The sequence below is a fragment of the Paraburkholderia sp. LEh10 genome (genome assembly GCF_017814945.1).
Taxonomy (GTDB): domain Bacteria; phylum Pseudomonadota; class Gammaproteobacteria; order Burkholderiales; family Burkholderiaceae; genus Paraburkholderia.
Window position 1 is genome coordinate 41,738 of record NZ_JAGIPX010000020.1, and the last position, 17,322, is coordinate 59,059.

At 64.5% G+C, this 17,322-nt stretch carries 14 protein-coding genes, 1 tRNA gene and 1 pseudogene; 5 read left to right on the plus strand and 11 right to left on the minus strand.

Annotated elements, in window-relative coordinates:
- Positions 1 to 29 precede the first annotated feature (29 nt).
- From J8I87_RS18245 to J8I87_RS18285, 9 genes are all read right to left on the minus strand, one after another.
- The gene (locus tag J8I87_RS18245; RefSeq protein ID WP_209933081.1) at positions 30 to 614 is read right to left on the minus strand and encodes a glycine zipper domain-containing protein; all 585 of its coding nucleotides are present in this window, start codon (positions 612 to 614) and stop codon (positions 30 to 32) included.
- 167 nt (positions 615 to 781) lie between these two features.
- On the minus strand, positions 782 to 2,221 hold the full coding sequence (locus J8I87_RS18250; protein ID WP_209933082.1) for an MFS transporter: 1,440 nt from the start codon (positions 2,219 to 2,221) through the stop codon (positions 782 to 784).
- Between the two features lie 151 nt (positions 2,222 to 2,372).
- The gene (locus J8I87_RS18255; RefSeq protein ID WP_209933084.1) at positions 2,373 to 2,882 is read right to left on the minus strand and encodes a YbhB/YbcL family Raf kinase inhibitor-like protein; all 510 of its coding nucleotides are present in this window, start codon (positions 2,880 to 2,882) and stop codon (positions 2,373 to 2,375) included.
- Between the two features lie 180 nt (positions 2,883 to 3,062).
- Positions 3,063 to 3,509: a very short patch repair endonuclease gene (locus tag J8I87_RS18260; RefSeq protein ID WP_209933085.1), complete on the minus strand. Its 447-nt coding sequence runs from the start codon at positions 3,507 to 3,509 to the stop codon at positions 3,063 to 3,065.
- Entirely contained in the window at positions 3,509 to 4,810 is a 1,302-nt protein-coding gene (gene dcm, locus J8I87_RS18265; protein ID WP_209933087.1) for a DNA (cytosine-5-)-methyltransferase, read from the minus strand. Before dcm ends, J8I87_RS18260 begins: the two co-directional genes overlap by 1 nt.
- A 327-nt stretch (positions 4,811 to 5,137) precedes the next feature.
- Positions 5,138 to 5,461 (minus strand): hypothetical protein, encoded by a 324-nt coding sequence (locus J8I87_RS18270; RefSeq protein ID WP_209933088.1) that lies wholly within the window; start codon positions 5,459 to 5,461, stop codon positions 5,138 to 5,140.
- Between the two features lie 548 nt (positions 5,462 to 6,009).
- Complete coding sequence (locus tag J8I87_RS18275) at positions 6,010 to 6,279, minus strand: hypothetical protein (RefSeq protein ID WP_209933089.1); 270 nt, start codon at positions 6,277 to 6,279, stop codon at positions 6,010 to 6,012.
- A gap of 493 nt (positions 6,280 to 6,772) precedes the next feature.
- Positions 6,773 to 6,847, minus strand: a tRNA-Arg gene (locus J8I87_RS18280).
- 181 nt (positions 6,848 to 7,028) lie between these two features.
- Positions 7,029 to 7,220: a rubredoxin gene (locus J8I87_RS18285; RefSeq protein WP_409518768.1), complete on the minus strand. Its 192-nt coding sequence runs from the start codon at positions 7,218 to 7,220 to the stop codon at positions 7,029 to 7,031.
- Positions 7,221 to 7,428: 208 nt separating this feature from the next.
- Here J8I87_RS18285 and J8I87_RS18290 point away from each other — a divergent pair.
- Both J8I87_RS18290 and J8I87_RS18295 read left to right on the plus strand, forming a co-directional pair.
- Positions 7,429 to 7,830: pseudogene (locus J8I87_RS18290) on the plus strand (DUF4399 domain-containing protein).
- Positions 7,831 to 8,122: 292 nt separating this feature from the next.
- Positions 8,123 to 10,048 (plus strand): ATP-binding cassette domain-containing protein, encoded by a 1,926-nt coding sequence (locus J8I87_RS18295; protein WP_209933090.1) that lies wholly within the window; start codon positions 8,123 to 8,125, stop codon positions 10,046 to 10,048.
- Between the two features lie 24 nt (positions 10,049 to 10,072).
- On the opposite strand, the gene J8I87_RS18300 is transcribed toward J8I87_RS18295, so the two are convergent.
- Positions 10,073 to 10,432 (minus strand): DUF86 domain-containing protein, encoded by a 360-nt coding sequence (locus J8I87_RS18300; RefSeq protein WP_209933091.1) that lies wholly within the window; start codon positions 10,430 to 10,432, stop codon positions 10,073 to 10,075.
- A 397-nt stretch (positions 10,433 to 10,829) separates the two neighbouring features.
- Here J8I87_RS18300 and J8I87_RS18305 point away from each other — a divergent pair, with 397 nt between their 5' ends.
- From J8I87_RS18305 to J8I87_RS18315, 3 genes are all read left to right on the plus strand, one after another.
- Complete coding sequence (locus J8I87_RS18305) at positions 10,830 to 12,815, plus strand: DNA topoisomerase IV subunit B (protein ID WP_209933094.1); 1,986 nt, start codon at positions 10,830 to 10,832, stop codon at positions 12,813 to 12,815.
- A 71-nt stretch (positions 12,816 to 12,886) separates the two neighbouring features.
- A complete protein-coding gene (gene parC / locus J8I87_RS18310) occupies positions 12,887 to 15,205 on the plus strand; it encodes a DNA topoisomerase IV subunit A (protein WP_209933095.1) in 2,319 nt (772 codons plus the stop codon).
- 312 nt (positions 15,206 to 15,517) lie between these two features.
- On the plus strand, positions 15,518 to 15,976 hold the full coding sequence (locus J8I87_RS18315; protein WP_209933096.1) for a CopD family protein: 459 nt from the start codon (positions 15,518 to 15,520) through the stop codon (positions 15,974 to 15,976).
- Positions 15,977 to 16,065: 89 nt separating this feature from the next.
- On the opposite strand, the gene J8I87_RS18320 is transcribed toward J8I87_RS18315, so the two are convergent.
- On the minus strand, positions 16,066 to 17,301 hold the full coding sequence (locus J8I87_RS18320) for a chromate transporter (RefSeq protein ID WP_209933097.1): 1,236 nt from the start codon (positions 17,299 to 17,301) through the stop codon (positions 16,066 to 16,068).
- Between the last annotated feature and the right edge of the window lie 21 nt (positions 17,302 to 17,322).

A 17,322-nucleotide genomic window follows, 5' to 3' on the forward strand; every position in this document is an offset into this window, starting at 1 on the left:
GCTGCCGTCTGCGCTTCATCCTCGCGTGATCACGCCTGCTGCTGGTTTAGTTCGGCGAACGGCACGGGCGTCTGACGAGGATCGAAATCCGACCACTTGCCGTTCTGCCAGCGACCCGTCGCGCGCTCGACGTCCGCGCCGCCCGCTTCGCGCAGGATGCGCGCCGCCTCCCTCTGATTTTCCGGGCACACATGCACGGCGACGAGCACGCCCGAGTTGCACAGCTCGTGATGCACGACGTCGTGATGCTCGCGCGGGCGGGTGCGCGCGTGCACCATCCTGCCGACGAGCACGCCCAGATACGCACCCACACCCGCCGCGATCACGATGACGGGCATCGATGCCGCGAAGGCCGAGAACACCACGACGCCAATCACCGCGCCCGCGACCGCGCCGATTGTCACGGCGTGATGTTGGCGATGAAGTGGCGGCGTGCTCGACATGACGGGCGGTGCGCCCGCGTGTTCATCGAGTGCGTGGCGCGCGTGCTGGCCGCGCGGGTTGACGAAGAACAGCGTGACGTCTTCGCCCAGGAAGCCGTTGTCGAACAGCTTTTGCGCCGCGTCTTCAGCGGCGGGGAAGGTGGTGAAACGTCCAGCGACGATGAGTGACACAGGCGGGAAGTTCAAGGCCAGAGCGACACCCGCCCGGCGTCGCATCGAACGCCGGCGGGTTGCGACCTTCGACTACAAGCATCGGCGGAAAGGGCGGCGGCTAAGCGGCGAGCGGGCAGCGCGGCGCAGCCCGCGAGGGCGCAGGCTGTTGCGCCAGCCGCGCAGGATTACGCCGCGGCCGGCGCTTGCGTCACGCGCATCGTGCTGACGACAGCGGCGGCCGCCGCGAACCCTGCCGCCACATAGAGCGTGATCACGGGGCCGTGCTGCGGCGCGATGCCGAACACGAGCGCGACGAGTGCCGAGCCGAGCGTTTGTCCCGTCAGGCGCGCGGTGCCGAGCATGCCGCTCGCGCCGCCGCTGCGGTGGCGCGGCGCCGCCGACAGCATCGTTCGGTTGTTCGGCGACTGGAAAATCCCGAAGCCCGCGCCGCACAGCGCCATGCGCCACACGATGTCGGACGCCGTCGGGTGCTCGCCGAGTGTGGCGAGCAGCAGCAGGCCGGCCGTCAGCGCCGCGAGACCGAGGCCACCGAGCCAGCCCGCCGAGATCCGGTCCGACAACACGCCTGACAACGGCGCCGCGCCGACGATCACGAGCGGCCACGGCGTCATCAGCAGGCCCGTCTCGACCTGCGACATGCCGAGGTGGTTCTGCAGCAGGAACGGCAGCGACACGAACGCGAGCATCTGCGCGCAGAACGAGCACACCGACGCCCCGACCGATAGCGCGAACACGGGAATGCGCAGCAGATCGACGGGCAAGAGCGGCGCGGGCTGCGTGCGCTGTCGCCGCACGAAGAAATAGCCGATCACGATCGCGCCGATCAGTTCGACGGCGACGAAGCCGTAGCGCTCGCCGTGACCGAGCCCGTCGACGGCGAAGATCACCAGGCCAAACACGAACGCGTTCATGACCGCGCTCGGGAAATCGTACGGCGAGTCGTGGCGCTCATTGCGGGGCAGCGAGCGCAGGCCGACCGCGAGCGCCGCGACGCCGATCGGCACATTGATCGCGAAGAGCCACGGCCACGGCGCGACGGACAGCACGCCCGACGCCACCGTCGGCCCGACCGCCGACGAAATCGCCACCACCATCGCGTTGATCGCGATGCCGCGCCCGAGGCGCGCGGGCGGATAGATCATGCGCACGAGCGCCGTGTTCACGCTCATGATGCCCGCCGCGCCGAAGCCCTGAATCACACGCGCGAGCGCGAGCAGCGGCAGCGACGTCGCGAGCGCGCAGCCAAGCGACGCGACCGTGAACAGCGCCATCCCGCCCAGGTAGACGCGCCGGTAGCCGATCCGGTCGCCGAGCGACGACAGCGGCAGAAGCGAGATCGTCACCGACAGCTGATACGCATTGACGATCCAGATCGAGCTGGCGGCGCTTGCATGCAGGTTGCGGGCGATGGTCGGCAAAGCGACGTTGGCGATCGCGCTGTCGAGCACGGCGAGCGTGATGCCGAGCGCGACGACGAGAATGGCCCAATAGCGTTGCGGCAGCGGCAGTCCGTGCTCGGCATCCGGCGCGGCGGCTGAAGTCGCGGCGGCGGGATTGGATGCGCCCGATGCAGGGCGGCTGCCCCTCGATGAAGATGCTTGCATTGTGTTGTTGTGATGGACGGCGATATGGCGGCAGTCATCCGTAGAGTCGAGACGGGCGATGCCTGTCGCCATGATGATGAGCGGCCGCGACGGCCCGGCAGACTGGCGGCAAGGGCGGCAAGGGCGAGGGCGCCTTGCCGCGCAGCCGCTGTCACTTCAGTTCGTACAGGCCCGTGTACGTCGCCGAATCGATTTCGTTCAGATGCACCATGAAGCGGGCGACCGCGTTGGTGGTATCGGCGGCAAGCGGCAGGTTCGCGACTTTCAACGCGTGAATGCGAAAAATGAAGCGATGTGGCTTGTCGCCGCGCGGCGGCGCAGCGCCGCCGAAGCCGACCGTGCCGTAATCGTTGCGAAACTGCAGCGCGCCTTGCGGCAGCAGGCTGCCGTCGGCCTTGCCCGCGTTGCGCGGCAGCGAGCGCGCGTCGGCGGGGATATTGACGACGACCCAGTGCCAGAAGCCACTGCCCGTATGCGCGTCGGCATCGTAGACGGTGAGCGCGAGGCTTTGCGTGTCGGCGGGCGGCGCGTCCCATTGCAACGCGGGCGACACGTTTTCGCCGTCGCCGTCGACGCCGAACGCCTTGTCGTTCATCTCTTGCGCTTTCGGCATGAAGCCGTTGGCAGGGAAGTCGTCCGACCAGATTCTGAAATCAGCCATCGTGTGCCTCCTTCTAGGTGGTTCTTGGATGGACGGGAGCCGCCGAGAGACCGCTTGAGGGACTCCAGTGAGCCAATCGAGTGTAGCACCGGCGCAAGGCAATATTCGCCGCGCGCGTGAGTCGAAAAGTGCGGCGCGACGGGTCCCGCGGCCAGCGCGGGCGATCGCCGACGGTTGCGCTCAGGCGCGCTCTTCGTGCAGCGGCGCGTCGGCGTGCAGCCAGTCCACGAGCCGTTGAAGCACGCCGTCGATATCCCGGTTCGCTCCGCGCAACGCGCATTCCCACACCGTCGCGACGCGCCAGCCGTGTTCGAGCAGCGCAGCCTGAGCTTTGGCGTCGTTGGCGCGGTTGCGGCCGATCTTGTCGCGCCAGAACTCCGGGCGCGTCTGCGGCCATTTGAAGAGCGGGCAGTCGTGACCATGCCAGAAGCAGCCGTGCACGAAAATTACAGCGCGATAGCGCGGCAAGACGATGTCGGGGCGGCCGGGCAGATCGCGCGCATCGAGCCGGAACCGGAAGCCGCGCCGATGCAGCAGGCTGCGGATCAGGATCTCGGGCTTCGTATTGCGTCCGCGGATGCCGGACATCATTCGGCTGCGCGTGGCCGCGTTGACGATATCGACCATCAGGCCGCCAGCTCCGCCGCGCTTTCTTCATCCGCCGCGCGCGTGAGCGCCAGCACATGCGGCAGCATGATCCGCGCGACTTCGCGCATCACCGGCACCACGACGCTGTTGCCGAACTGGCGGTACGCCTGGGTATCGCTGACGGGAATGCGGTACGTGTCGGGAAAGCCCATCAGCCGTGCGCACTCGCGCGGCGTCAGGCGGCGCGGGCGCTGATCCTCGCCCTGGTAGACGAGAATTTCCGAGCCGTCCTTGTGATACCGCGCCGAAAGCGTGCGCGTCACGCTTTGCGGATACGCCATCCCGTAGCCGAAGCCGTTGCCCGCGGCACGATGTTTGTCCGCGTAGTTTTGCAGGTAGGTCCAGAGCTTGGGCGTCAGCGTGTATCTGGCCTGAACCCGGCGCGCGGCGTGATCGAAGAAACGGTCGCCGTCCCACGGCAGGGTCGGTTCGCTGCCGTCGGTCTTGTGCAGGATCGATGCGAGGCGCGGCCCTTCTTCCGGCAGGCGCAGATCCTCCCACGAAAACGACGTCTTGCCGCGAAAGCCGACGATGATGATCCGCTCGCGATGCTGCGGCGTGAAGTGCGCGCCGTCGATCACGCGGTAATGCACTTCGTAGCCCAGTTCGTCGCGCAGCGTCTGCAGGATCACGTCGAAGGTGCGGCCTTTGTCGTGCGACAGCAGGTTCTTCACGTTCTCGAGCAGGAACGCGGCGGGGCGGCGCGCGGCGATGATGCGCGCGACATCGAAAAAGAGCGTGCCTTGCGTCGTGCATTCGAAGCCATGCGGGCGGCCGAGCGCGTTCTTCTTGCTGACGCCCGCGATCGAAAACGGCTGGCACGGGAAGCCGCCGAGCAGGATGTCGTGCGCGGGAACGGCTTCGGCGGGGAACGTGACGATGTCACCGATCAGCGTGTGATCCGGCACGCCTGCCTGCTGTGCGCGAGCGTCGCCGAAATTCTCCTGATACGTCTTTTGCGAGAACGCGTTCCACTCGCTCGTGAACACGCATTGTCCGCCGTGCGCCTCGAAGCCCATGCGAATGCCGCCGATGCCGGCGAACAGATCGATGAAACGCACGTGAGATCGGCTGGCGCCGGCCGGCGTCCGGGCGGCGCGCCTGTCCGCGGGAACGAGCAGTTCGCGCAATGCCGCTTCGAGCATGGCCGGGCAGGGCGTTTCGCCCTTTTCCCAGCGGCGCACCGTCTTGATGTCCTTGCCGACATGCGCGGCGATTTCTTTTTGTGTGAAGCGGGTGCGCGCCTGCTTCAGCAGTTCAAGCGGTGAAGCCTCGGTCACAGGAGTCCTTGCTGGGTATTTTTGCGGACATTATGACCTATGAACGTTCCCAATTTGCGACTGTCGCGCATTTGCGCGGACAAATTTCCCGGTTTGGCTCTTCTGGAGCGGCAGTCGTTCGAAACGGAAGGGATGCAGCTTGGGCGGCGTCGGCTCGCGCCCTCGGGGTGTCGCCGGGTGGTCGCGCTGCGGGCAGCAGCATCGGGGAAGAGCGCGCGAGGGATCAGCGAATGTCAAATGCGCGGCGCGCATCGCCCCCCGCAGCGGGCGTGCCGCGGCATTCGCTTGCGTCTGCGCGACCGCTCGACGGCTCGACGGCTCGACTGCTCAGCGCTTGCGGCGCACGCGATGGCGGTTCGCGTCGCGCGACGCCGGGGGCCGCGCGGTCGTCACGGGCAACGGCGAAAGCTCTTTCGCGCACAGTTCGTCGAGCTGCAGCAGCAGATCGTCGATCGCGCAAATCTGCGAATTGGTCAGATGATCGGCTTCGAGCAACCCGAATAGCCGCTTGCGCCAATAGGCGGCTGGGAAAATCGCCCCGCCCAGATCGCCATGCATCGCAGGCCGCATGACGCGGGCTATGTGCGCGATGTCCTGATCGATCAGAGTCGATTTGAACGATCCCGCCGACGGAGTGAGGTAATTGTCCATGCCCGCACTACGGCAGCGGCACGCAAAACTTTAGGGTTCGATCGAAAATATTTTCTGGCCGGCGAGGCAGCGCGCCGGAAGCGACTGCGGCGCGTGCGGGCGGCGAGGCGGGGAGCGGCGCGCGGCGGCGCGACGCGCAGTCGGCGGCCTCCTCAAGGTGTCATCTCATGTCAGCGCCAGTGCGATGCTGCAGGTGAGCACGATGATCATCAGGCCAGCGGCGAGAACCAGGTTGTACGGGTAGCGCATCGATCAACCCGAGGTATCCGAAGGGTCACGAAATGATAGGAGGACGCCAGGCGCCCGTCCGCAGACAAATGGCGGCTTAAGTGGGAGAGCGCACACTTGTTTTGCGCGCCGACACCAAGATCCCGCCAGACGGGGCTTCGGCGAATGCCTGGGCGCCCGGGCATGTGGTTTTTTCGCATCGCGTGGCGAAGCGCTGCTTGGTCGGATGGATGGCGGTTCGGAGCGTCTCGCGGCGACGGCCGCAACGCGCCGGATTGACGTGCGGTCGGGCGATTCGCGCCGTAAGGCGAAGTCCGGCGTCAGGGCTGCTTGTCCGGGCTCGCGGGCGGCTGGGCCGCGCCTTCGAGAAACCGGCGCGTCGCTTCGAACGACTGCAGCATCTGGTCAGGCCAAGGAGTTTGCAGCATGACGGCCTGATGATTTTCGAATGCCGAGCTCAGCAGCTTCGACAGCTCCGGCGAGCTCAGGTGGCGCAGCAGCACACTGACGGCGATGGCCGTCGCCTGGCTGGCGCCCGCCGTTTGCAATTCCGAACTGGTGAGGGCGGCGACTTGCTTGTTGAGGTCCATGGGAAGTCCTTCGTTGTCTGGCTGGTCATGCGCGGGACGCGTGATTTTGTCACGGGCGGACGCAGCGGGGAGACGCTGCGCGATCGGCGAACGTGTCCGCCGTGGGCGTCAGGCGGACGTGTCGCCGCTCCATGTCAAAAAAGGGAACTGTGTTTTGGCGATTCCGATAGTTTTCTTTGTGTAACGAGCCGGTACACTCAAATCAGACGTTTTCGCATTGGAGTCGTTCATGCTCGCTACATTCTTCGTGCTTTGGCCATTTGCCGCTGCTACGCTTTTCGTGCTCGCCCGATTCTTCGATCGGCGCGATCAACAACTGGTCAAGGTTCAGGTCGAACGCCGCCGCTGATCGGCAAGTCGATACGGAAATCCTGGCGCGCTCTGCGTATCGCTCTGCGTATGTGAGCCGTCAGCAAATAAAAAACCCGCAAAGCGCAAGCTGTTGCGGGTTTTGTCGTCGCGTCGTCCTCGCGTCGTCCATCACCGGCTGGTGTGGTCCCCCCGACAGGAATCGAACCTGTATCTAGCGCTTAGGAGGCACTCGTTCTATCCATTGAACTACGGGGAGGAGCCGCCGACGAGCGCAGAGTATAGCAAATCGCCCGGGTGTCCAAAGCGGCTTTCGACATGTCCGCGGGCTGCCCGCAAGCCCATCAAAAGCAAACGGTCCGCAGGGCTTTCACCCGCGGACCGCAGAAGCAGGCACGACGGACGCCGGAGAATCCATCGACGCCCACGGGCGCGCCGTATCAGAACTCTACGACGGCGAACTCTGCCTTGCCCACGTCGCACAGCGGGCAACGCCAGTCATCCGGGATATCGGCGAAGCGCGTACCCGCCGCGATACCTTCCCCGGGCAAACCTTCCTCTTCGTTGTAGATCCAGCCGCAAATCAGGCAGACCCAGCTCTTGTATTCGATCACTTCACTCACGACACACACTCTTCATCGGTTCAATGCAAAATGCGCACGGTCTGCTTCTTTCTTGTGCATCCGGCGGCGACCCGCAATCTTACCGGAAATCCTTGGACTGCTTCCGCGCTCTGCTGTGTTTATCGTTTTAAATCAATGCAAAGCGACGCGCGTCCGGGCAATTTGGCTCGCGGGCCGCGCAGCGCCCGTCGAGTCGCGTATGACAAGGAGGAACACGATGCTGAACAACAGGCGGTGGGTCGGCGCAGCGTGCTCGGGCATGCTGGTGGTGTCGGGCATCGCGCATGCCGCGGGCGTCTCCTTTATCGAGCCGTAGGACGGCGCGATCGTCAGCAATCCCATCCACGTGAAGTTTGCCGTCGACGGCATGAAGATCGCGCCCGCCGGCACGATGACGGAGGGCACGGGGCACCATCATCTGATCATCGACGGGCAGCCGTTGCCCAAAGGCGAAGTGGTTCCCGCCAACGACAAGTCCCTTCACTTCGGCAAAGGACAGACTGAAACGCGGATCACATTGCCGCCGGGCGAACACACGTTGACGCTCGATTTCGGCGATGGCGCGCATCGGTCGTACGGTCCCGAGATGAGCAAGACGATCGCGATTCACGTGAAGTAGCCGTCGGCGCGCATGCTGCGCGCTCACGCGGCAAGCGAATCCGCGCCGGGCGCGTTTGCGCAATGTTTCCCGGCACGAACGCTGCCGCGAGGAACGCCGTTCGTTTTCGCTGCAAGGCTCGCGTGCCGATTCATGGGAGCGGCAACGAGGCGCGCGATCCGCAGGCGCCGCAGACGCGCTGCGCAACCGTCATTCGTCCTATACCGTCCGCCGCGCCGCTCCCCGCCAATGTCAGAGCCGCCGATGGGTACAATGAGCGCTTCCGACTCATCGCTGGTTTCTTCAATTTTCCATGTCGCTTTACACCATCACGGGCGCGCAACTGGCGTTCGGCCACGTCGCGTTGCTCGATCACGCGGATTTTTCCCTGGAAGCCGGCGAGCGCGTCGGGCTGATCGGCCGTAACGGCGCGGGCAAGTCGTCGTTGCTGAAAATCGTCGCCGAACTGGCCAGGCCGGACGACGGCCTGATCACGCGCCAGCAGAACCTCGTCACCGTGTACGTGCCGCAGGAGCCTGAGTTCGACGCCGACGCGACGGTGTTCGACAGCGTCGCAGCGGGCCTCACGCACGCGAGCGCGCTGCTCGACGAATACAACACGGTCGCGCACGAGCTTGCGGAAACGCCGGAAGGCGCGCAGCACGATGCGCTGCTTGCGCGCATGAACGCGCTGCAATCGTCGCTCGATGCGACCGACGCGTGGAACTGGCGCACGCGCGTCGCCACCACGCTCGCGCAGATCGGTCTGGACGGCGAAGCGCGCGTCGGCTCGCTGTCGGGCGGCATGCAAAAGCGTGTCGCGCTGGCGCGGGCGCTCGTCGTGCAACCGGACGTGCTGCTGCTCGACGAGCCGACCAACCATCTGGACTTCGACGGCATCCGCTGGCTCGAGGAACTACTGATCGCGCAGCGCGCCGGCCTGCTGTTCATCACGCACGACCGCGCGTTTCTGGACCGCGTCGCGACGCGTATCGTCGAGCTGGATCGCGGGCGCCTGTTGTCGTATCCGGGCAATTTCTCAGCGTACCAGACGCGCAAGGCGCAGCAACTGGAAGTCGAGCGCGTCGAGAACGAGAAGTTCGACAAGCTGCTCGCGCAGGAAGAAGTGTGGATCCGCAAGGGCGTCGAGGCGCGGCGCACGCGCAGCGTCGGGCGGATCGCGCGGCTCGTGCAGATGCGCAAGGAGCGCGAGGAACGTCGCAACGTGCAAGGCAACGTCAAGCTCGACGTCGGGCAAGGCGAAAAGTCCGGCAAGATCGTCGCCGAACTGACGGACGTGACGAAACGCTACGGCGCGCGCACGGTGGTTGACCGCTTTTCGACAACCGTGATGCGCGGCGACAAGATTGGATTCGTCGGGCCGAACGGCGCGGGCAAGACGACGCTGCTGAAGCTGATTCTCGGCGAATTGCAGCCGGACGAAGGCAAGGTGCGCATCGGCACCAACCTGCAGGTCGCTTACTTCGACCAGATGCGCGCGCAACTCGATCAGGAAAAGAGCCTCGCCGATACCATCAGCCCGGGCAGCGACTGGGTCGAGATCAACGGCCAGAGGAAGCACGTGATGAGCTATCTCGGCGACTTCCTGTTCGCGCCCGAGCGCGCGCGTTCGCCCGTCAAGTCGTTGTCGGGCGGCGAGCGAAACCGGCTGCTGCTCGCGCGTCTTTTCGCGCGCCCGGCAAACGTGCTGGTGCTCGACGAGCCGACCAACGACCTCGACATTCCGACGCTCGAACTGCTCGAAGAACTGCTCACCGACTATGAAGGCACCGTGCTGCTGGTGAGCCACGACCGTGCGTTCCTGGATAACGTGGTGACGTCGGTGATCGCATCGGAAGGCGAAGGCAGATGGCGCGAGTATGTCGGCGGTTTCACCGACTGGCAGATTCAGCGCGAGCGCTCGGAGCAGATCGCGCAGCAGGATGCGCCAAAAGAGCCGCCGAAGGAAGCCGCGCCCAAGGAAAGCGCGGCGGGCCGCAACGCGCAGCGCACCGTCAAGCTTTCATTCAAGGAACAACGCGAGCTGGAAGCGCTGCCCGAGCGGATCGCCGCGCTCGAAGCAGAACAGAAGACAATCGCGGCGCAAATCGAGGATGGCTCGATCTTCGTCAAGGATGCGCAGGAAGGCGCGCGGCTCACCGAGCGCTATGCGGCGATCGACGATGAATTGCTTGTGGCGCTCGAACGGTGGGATGAGCTGGAGAGCAAGCGGAAGTGACGAAGAGGCGGCGCTCGTCGAGCGCTACGACGTTGGCCGCCGGATTTGCGCCAGTTGTTCCTTGAGTACGGGAAGGTCGCGCACGACCGTCTGCCAGACACGATCTGCATCGATCGAGAAGTAATCGCGCGTCAACCGGTTGCAGGCGAGGCACGTCTTTTCCCATGGGACGTGCGCATGCGCGGCTGCGAAGTCCGGACGCTTGCGCGCGACATCGCATGCGACACTGCCGATAATTCCCAGGTTGAGGATGACAGCATCCTGCACGAGCGAATCGATGCGGAACGTATCGTCCGTCAGGTCCTCGGTGTAATGCTCGATTCTCGCGATCGCTTCCAGCATGCGTTCGAGACAATCGGCGATGCTCAGATCCGAGTTCTTCACACGGGTATCGCTTTACCAAAGGCGGGTTTCACATCGATACTCCAAGGCTTGCTTCGCAAGCGGGAAGTCTCCAGATTATATGGGGCATGTTTCGCGCCGTAACGCGTTGGACCTCACGAAACGTCCTATCCCCTTCATCTAAATTGCCCCGCGCATTGAAATCAGTAAAATACCCGCGAACCTGCTTCCCACGGTCGTTCCAGCGCGTTGCTCCCGTTGTGGGCTCGACGGAAAAACTGTGGCGGGCAGAAAGGGCAAACCGATCGCGCTGCACGCAAGTCGCGCAGCGCGCACACTCCGTTGTTTCGTTTCGCCTTTTTTGAAAACTCAACGCATTGTCCACGCACCTGTCCACAAGACATGTGGACAACGATGAACCGACGGACCTCAGCAAGCCATGTCAACGAAAAAGCCTAACGCCGCATATAGCGAAGCATCGATCAAGGTGCTCAAGGGTCTGGAGCCGGTCAAGCAGCGGCCCGGCATGTACACGCGCACCGAAAATCCGCTGCACATCATCCAGGAAGTCATCGACAACGCGTCCGACGAAGCGCTCGGCGGCTATGGCCGTCAGATCACCGTCACGTTGCATGCCGACCATTCCGTGTCCGTCGAAGACGACGGCCGGGGGATTCCGTTCGGCCTGCATCCGGAAGAGGGCGTGCCCGTCGTCGAAATCGTCTTCACGCGCCTGCACGCGGGCGGCAAGTTCGACAAGGCGGCGGGCGGTGCGTACACGTTTTCGGGCGGCTTGCACGGCGTCGGTGTGTCGGTGACGAATGCACTGTCCACGCGCCTGGACGTGACCGTCTGGCGCGACGGCAAGATCGCCGAACTCAGTTTCTCGCATGGCGACGTCATCAAGCCGCTGCAGGTGCGCGCCGCGACGAAGGCCGACAAGAAGTCGGGCACGCGCGTGACCGCCTGGGCCGATCCGAAATACTTCGATTCGCCCAACCTGCCGCTTGGCGAACTGCAACGCCTGCTGCGCTCGAAAGCCGTGCTGCTGCCGGGCGTCGAGGTCATTCTCGTCAACGAAAAAACGGGCGAGCGCCAAAGCTGGAAATACGAGGACGGCCTGCGCGGCTATCTGATGGAAGGCATGGCGGGCAGCGATCTGCTGATTCCGCTCTTTGAAGGCGAGCGCTACGCGGAAAGCTCGCGCTCGAACGAAGAGACCTTCGCCGAAGGCGAGGGCGCGGCGTGGGTCGTCGCGTGGAGCGAGGAGGGGCCGCTCACGCGCGAGTCCTACGTCAACCTGATTCCGACGCCTGCAGGCGGCACGCACGAAGCGGGCTTGCGCGACGGTCTTTTTCAGGCCGTGAAGAGCTTCGTCGAATTGCACAACCTGCAGCCGAAGGGCGTGAAGCTGCTCGCGGAAGACGTATTCGCGCGCGTGTCGTTCGTGCTGTCCGCAAAGGTGCTCGACCCGCAGTTCCAGGGGCAAATCAAGGAGCGCCTGAATAGCCGCGACGCCGTGAAGCTGGTGTCGTCGTTCGCGCGTCCCGCGCTCGAACTCTGGCTGAACCAGCACGTCGAGCACGGCAAGAAGCTTGCCGATCTCGTCATCAAGCAGGCGCAGGCGCGCACGCGCGCCGGCCAGAAGGTCGAAAAGCGCAAGAGTTCGGGTGTCGCGGTGCTGCCCGGCAAGTTGACGGATTGCGAATCGACGGAAATCGAACGCAACGAACTGTTCCTCGTCGAAGGCGACTCGGCGGGCGGTTCGGCGAAGATGGGGCGCGACAAGGAGTATCAGGCGATCCTGCCGCTGCGCGGCAAGGTGCTGAACACATGGGAAACGGAGCGCGATCGTCTGTTCGCCAACAACGAAGTGCACGACATTTCTGTCGCGATCGGCGTCGATCCGCACAACCCCGACGACAACGTCGATCTGTCCAATCTGCGCTACGGCAAGATCTGTATCTTGTCCGATGCCGACGTCGACGGCTCGCATATCCAGGTGTTGCTGCTCACATTGTTCTTCAAGCACTTTCCGCAATTGATCGAGCGCGGTCACGTGCATGTCGCGCGTCCGCCGCTCTTTCGCGTCGACGCACCGGCGCGCGGCAAAAAGCCCGCGCAGAAGCTCTACGCGCTGGATGAAGGTGAACTCGAAGCGATTCTCGACAAGCTGCGCAAGGACGGCTTGCGCGAATCGCAATGGACGATCAGCCGCTTCAAGGGCCTCGGCGAAATGAGCGCCGAGCAGTTGTGGGACACGACGATGAACCCTGACACGCGGCGCCTGTCGCCCGTCGCGCTCGGCGAACTCGACTTCGACGCGACCGTCGCCAGGATGACGATGCTGATGGGCAAGGGCGAAGCGGCGTCGCGCCGCAGCTGGCTCGAAGAGAAGGGCAATCAGGTCGAAGCGGATATCTGAGCGCCGCCGCGCTTCGTGCTTTCACATACGAACACGAAGCGCGCGCCACCGAACAAGGACACGGAATCTAGATGGACGACAACACTCCCGATCTTTTTGCCGAGCCCACAGCGCCCGAGGGCGATGTGCTGACGCTTGGCAACTACGCGGAACGCGCGTACCTCGACTACGCGGTGAGCGTCGTGAAGGGCCGCGCATTGCCCGACGTCTGCGACGGCCAGAAGCCCGTGCAGCGCCGTATCCTGTATGCGATGAACGAGATGGGCCTTGCCGACAACGCAAAGCCGGTGAAGTCGGCGCGCGTGGTCGGCGACGTGCTGGGTAAATATCACCCGCACGGCGACCAGTCGGCGTACGACGCGCTCGTGCGTCTCGCGCAAGATTTTTCGATGCGCTATCCGCTCATCGACGGCCAGGGCAACTTTGGCTCGCGCGACGGCGATGGCGCGGCGGCGATGCGCTACACGGAAGCGCGCCTCACGCCGATCGCCAAGCTGCTGCTCGATGAAATCGACCAAGGCACCGTCGATTTCATGCCGAACTACGATGGCTCGTTCGACGAGCCGAAGCTGCTGCCTGCGCGTCTGCCGTTCGTGTTGCTGAATGGCGCGTCGGGCATCGCCGTCGGTCTCGCGACGGAAATTCCGTCGCACAACCTGCGCGAAGTCGCGGCCGCCGCCGTCGCGATGATCCGCCATCCGAAAATCACGCACGCCGAACTGATGCAGCACGTGCCAGGTCCCGACTTCCCGGGCGGCGGTCAGATCATTTCGAGCGAAGCGGAAATCTCGCAAGCGTACGAGACGGGGCGCGGCAGTCTGAAGGTCCGCGCACGCTGGAAAATCGAAGACCTCGCGCGCGGCCAGTGGCAGCTCGTCATTACCGAATTGCCGCCGAACACGTCGGGCCAGAAGGTGCTCGAAGAGATCGAGGAACAGACCAATCCGAAGATCAAGCTCGGCAAGAAGTCGCTGACGCCGGAGCAGTTGCAGACGAAGCAGACGCTTCTTGGTCTGCTCGACGCCGTGCGCGACGAGTCGGGCAAGGATGCGCCCGTGCGTCTCGTGTTCGAGCCGAAGTCGCGCACCATCGATCAAACCGAGTTCGTCAATACGCTGCTCGCACATACGAGCCTCGAATCGAACGCGACGCTGAACCTCGTGATGGTCGGCGCGGATGGGCGCCCGCGTCAGAAGAGTCTCGGCGAGATGCTGCACGAATGGATCGGCTTCCGCTTCACGACGGTCACGCGCCGTTCGCAGCATCGTCTCGGCAAGGTCAACGACCGGATTCACATCCTCGAAGGCCGGATGATCGTCTTTTTGAATATCGACGAAGTCATCCGCATCATTCGCGAATCCGAAGAACCCAAGACAGCACTGATCGAAGCATTCGGTCTGTCCGATCGTCAGGCCGAGGACATTCTTGAAATCCGGCTGCGCCAGTTGGCGCGCCTAGAGAAGATCAAGATTGAGAAGGAACTGTCCGAGCTTCGTGACGAAAAATCCAGGCTCGAAGAACTGCTCGGCAGCGAACCGGCGATGAAGCGTCTGCTCATCAAGGAAATCGAAGCAGACGCGAAGCAGTATGGCGATGACCGCCGCACGCTGATCCAGCAGGAAAAGCGCGCGACGTTCGAAGCACGCGTCGTCGACGAGCCGGTGACGGTCGTCGTGTCGCAGAAGGGCTGGGTGCGCGCATTGAAGGGCCACGGGCTCGATCCCGCCGGCTTCACGTTCAAGGCGGGCGACGGTCTCTATGCCGCATTCCAGTGCCGCACGCCCGATACGCTGATTGCGTGGGGCTGCAAGGGCCGTGTGTATTCCGTCGGCGTGTCGCAATTGCCGGGCGGGCGCGGCGACGGCGTTCCCGTCACGTCGCTGATCGAGCTCGAATCGGGCACGCATCTGATGCATTACTTCGCGGCGTCGGCGGAGCAGGCGTTGCTGCTCGCGTCGTCGAATGGTTTCGGTTTTGTCGCGAAGGTCGGCGACATGGTGAGCCGCGTGAAAGCGGGCAAGGCGTTCATGACGATCGACGAGGGCGCGACGCCGCTCGCGCCGATGCCGATGCTGCCCGACGCGACGCAGGTGGCGTGTCTGTCGGGCGGCGGGCGTCTGCTCGTGTTCGGTCTCGACGAAATGAAGACATTGTCGGGCGGCGGACGCGGCGTAATTCTGATGGCGCTCGACCCGAACGAGGCGCTCACGCAGGCGCTGGCGATCAGCAACGCGGGCGTCGTGCTGCAAGGCATATTCCGTAACAAGCCGAGCGAAGAACTGTTGTCGGGCGCAGCGCTGGCTGCGCATGTCAGCAAGCGCGCCCGCAAGGGCCGCACGCCCGATACGAAGCTGAAGGTGACGTCGATGCGTCCGGTGCTGGGCGAGTAAGCACGGCGAACGCCGCGCGCAATGTCGCAAGCGCGAAGCCAACGCGTATCAAGGCCTTCGTTTGCGGCTTCGTTTGCTGCGCATGGTTCGGTCGCAGGGCCTTACCATCTTCACTGCGATGCACGCCTTTCACAACGTGCGTCGCAGTGAAAACCGTGAGCGGGGTCTCTCACGGCGCAACACGCAAGAAGTCAGCGCGGGAATGAACTGCGCATGACGTGATGGGTCGAACGCGGTCATTGGATCGTGTCAGAGCCGACGCACATCGACAGGACAAAACGGCAGCGCGCCACATCGGGAAAGGAAAACTATATGAACAAGGCGATCGAGGTTGCGCTCTTTCTGCATCTGCTGGGTGTCGCCGTATGGATCGGCGGCATGGTGTTCGCGCATTTCTGCTTGCGTCCGGCGCTCGAAGATCTCTCGCCGCAATTGCGGCTGCCGCTGTGGGAATCGGTGTTCGGCCGCTTCTTCAACTGGGTCGGCGTATCCGTGCTGGTGATTCTGCTGACGGGCGGCTTTCTGCTGATGCAGTTCGGCGGCGCTCACGCGACGTGGCAACTGCACGCGATGGCGGGCATCGGCATCGTGATGATGCTGATTTTCGGGCATATCCGCTTTGCGCTCTTTCCGCGCGTGCGCCGCGCGGTGCAGGCGCAGAAGTGGCCGGACGGCGCGCGCGCAGTGGGCGCGGTGCGGCGTCTCGTTGTCGTGAACCTGGTGCTGGGTATCGTGACAATCGGCGTCGCGGTGCTGTCGCGCGGATTGTGAACGAAGCGGCGCTTGTGACGCTGCAGCAGAAAGCGCCGCGAACTGCGGCGCTTTTCACACGGTTCACATGATCCGCCGACGCAGCCGCGTCAGCCCACGTGACCGAAGTACATCCACACGCCGCACGCAACAGCGACCGTCCCATACACCGCATAGACGGGCAGTTTCAGCTTCGCGAAGCAGAGGCCGGAAAACAGCGCCGTGACGAGGTAAGCCGGATCGAGCGGCACGTGGCGCGCGATGCGCAATACGGCCACGGCCAGGAACGCGGTGGTCACCGCGCGCAGCACGCGCATCCCGTGCTCGAAGCGCGGATTCGTCTTCAGTTGACGCAAATGCCGCTGCGCGAGCACGACGAGGCAGCCGGACGGCACGAACAACGCGAGCGTCGCGATCAGCGCGCCGCGCCATCCTTCGACGAGATAGCCGAAGAACGGCACCACATTCAACAGCGGCCCCGGCGACAACGGCGATAGCGAAAAGGCCAATGTGAACTCGTTGTCGCTGATGCCGACAGTGGGCGTGACGAACAATGTCTTCAGCACGGGCAGCGCGGAGAAGCCGCCGCCGAACAGCGTCAAACCGGCGCCCGCGAGCCGCGGCCATAGCAGTGCGGCTTCGTAGCGGTGCGGCAACGGCAGCGCGAAGATCAGCAGCAGCACGCACAGGACGATCAACAGACGCCAGTCGCCCGCGCTGAGCGTCGTCGCGAGGCGCGCGCCGCGCGCGTCGCTGCGCACCCAGCCCGACATGAACGCCGCGCCCAGCAGCCCGATATAGGCGGCCGGCGTGTGCGCACCGACGAGCGCGATGCAGCCGAGCACGGCAGCCGTCCATTCGAGCCGTCCGCGCACGAGCGCGCGCGTCTGCTTGTACCAGGTCACGCCGATCAGCGTCGCGAGCACGACGCTGAAGTGATTGAGCAGCGCCTGCGACGCGACTTCGCGCACGAGCGGCGTGCGGTAGAACATCGCGAATGCCGTCATCAGCACGAAGAACGGCAGCACGCTCGCGACGCCCGCGACCCATGCGCCCGCGCGCCCGCGCAGCACGTGGCCGAGCTGCACCGCGACATTGCAGCCAACGGGTCCCGGCACCATCCATGCGAGCGCAACGATGTCCGAGTACGCGAGGTGCGTCAGGCGCTCCTCGCGCTCGACGTAATGGTTTTCGAGTTGCGCCATCAGCGCGAGTCCGCCCCATGAAAGCGCGGACAATCCGAACACGACGCGAAAGAGCGTCCAGAGCGGCTCGCGCTCGTTGCATCGTGCTGCTTCATCTGTCGTCGGCGTGGGGAGCGCCGTCATATGCCGGGCTGGCCGCATGCGAACACCTTTGGGCTGGAT

Excerpts from the sequence above, each read along its gene's own strand:
- J8I87_RS18305 (WP_209933094.1), top strand. The coding sequence starts at position 10,830 with ATGTCAACGAAAAAGCCTAACGCCGCATATAGCGAAGCATCGATCAAG.
- J8I87_RS18315 (WP_209933096.1), top strand. The coding sequence starts at position 15,518 with ATGAACAAGGCGATCGAGGTTGCGCTCTTTCTGCATCTGCTGGGTGTC.
- J8I87_RS18275 (WP_209933089.1), bottom strand. The coding sequence starts at position 6,279 with ATGGACCTCAACAAGCAAGTCGCCGCCCTCACCAGTTCGGAATTGCAA.
- J8I87_RS18250 (WP_209933082.1), bottom strand. The coding sequence starts at position 2,221 with ATGCAAGCATCTTCATCGAGGGGCAGCCGCCCTGCATCGGGCGCATCC.
- J8I87_RS18320 (WP_209933097.1), bottom strand. The coding sequence starts at position 17,301 with ATGCGGCCAGCCCGGCATATGACGGCGCTCCCCACGCCGACGACAGAT.
- J8I87_RS18260 (WP_209933085.1), bottom strand. The coding sequence starts at position 3,509 with ATGGTCGATATCGTCAACGCGGCCACGCGCAGCCGAATGATGTCCGGC.
- parC (WP_209933095.1), top strand. The coding sequence starts at position 12,887 with ATGGACGACAACACTCCCGATCTTTTTGCCGAGCCCACAGCGCCCGAG.
- J8I87_RS18255 (WP_209933084.1), bottom strand. The coding sequence starts at position 2,882 with ATGGCTGATTTCAGAATCTGGTCGGACGACTTCCCTGCCAACGGCTTC.
- J8I87_RS18270 (WP_209933088.1), bottom strand. The coding sequence starts at position 5,461 with ATGGACAATTACCTCACTCCGTCGGCGGGATCGTTCAAATCGACTCTG.
- J8I87_RS18295 (WP_209933090.1), top strand. The coding sequence starts at position 8,123 with ATGTCGCTTTACACCATCACGGGCGCGCAACTGGCGTTCGGCCACGTC.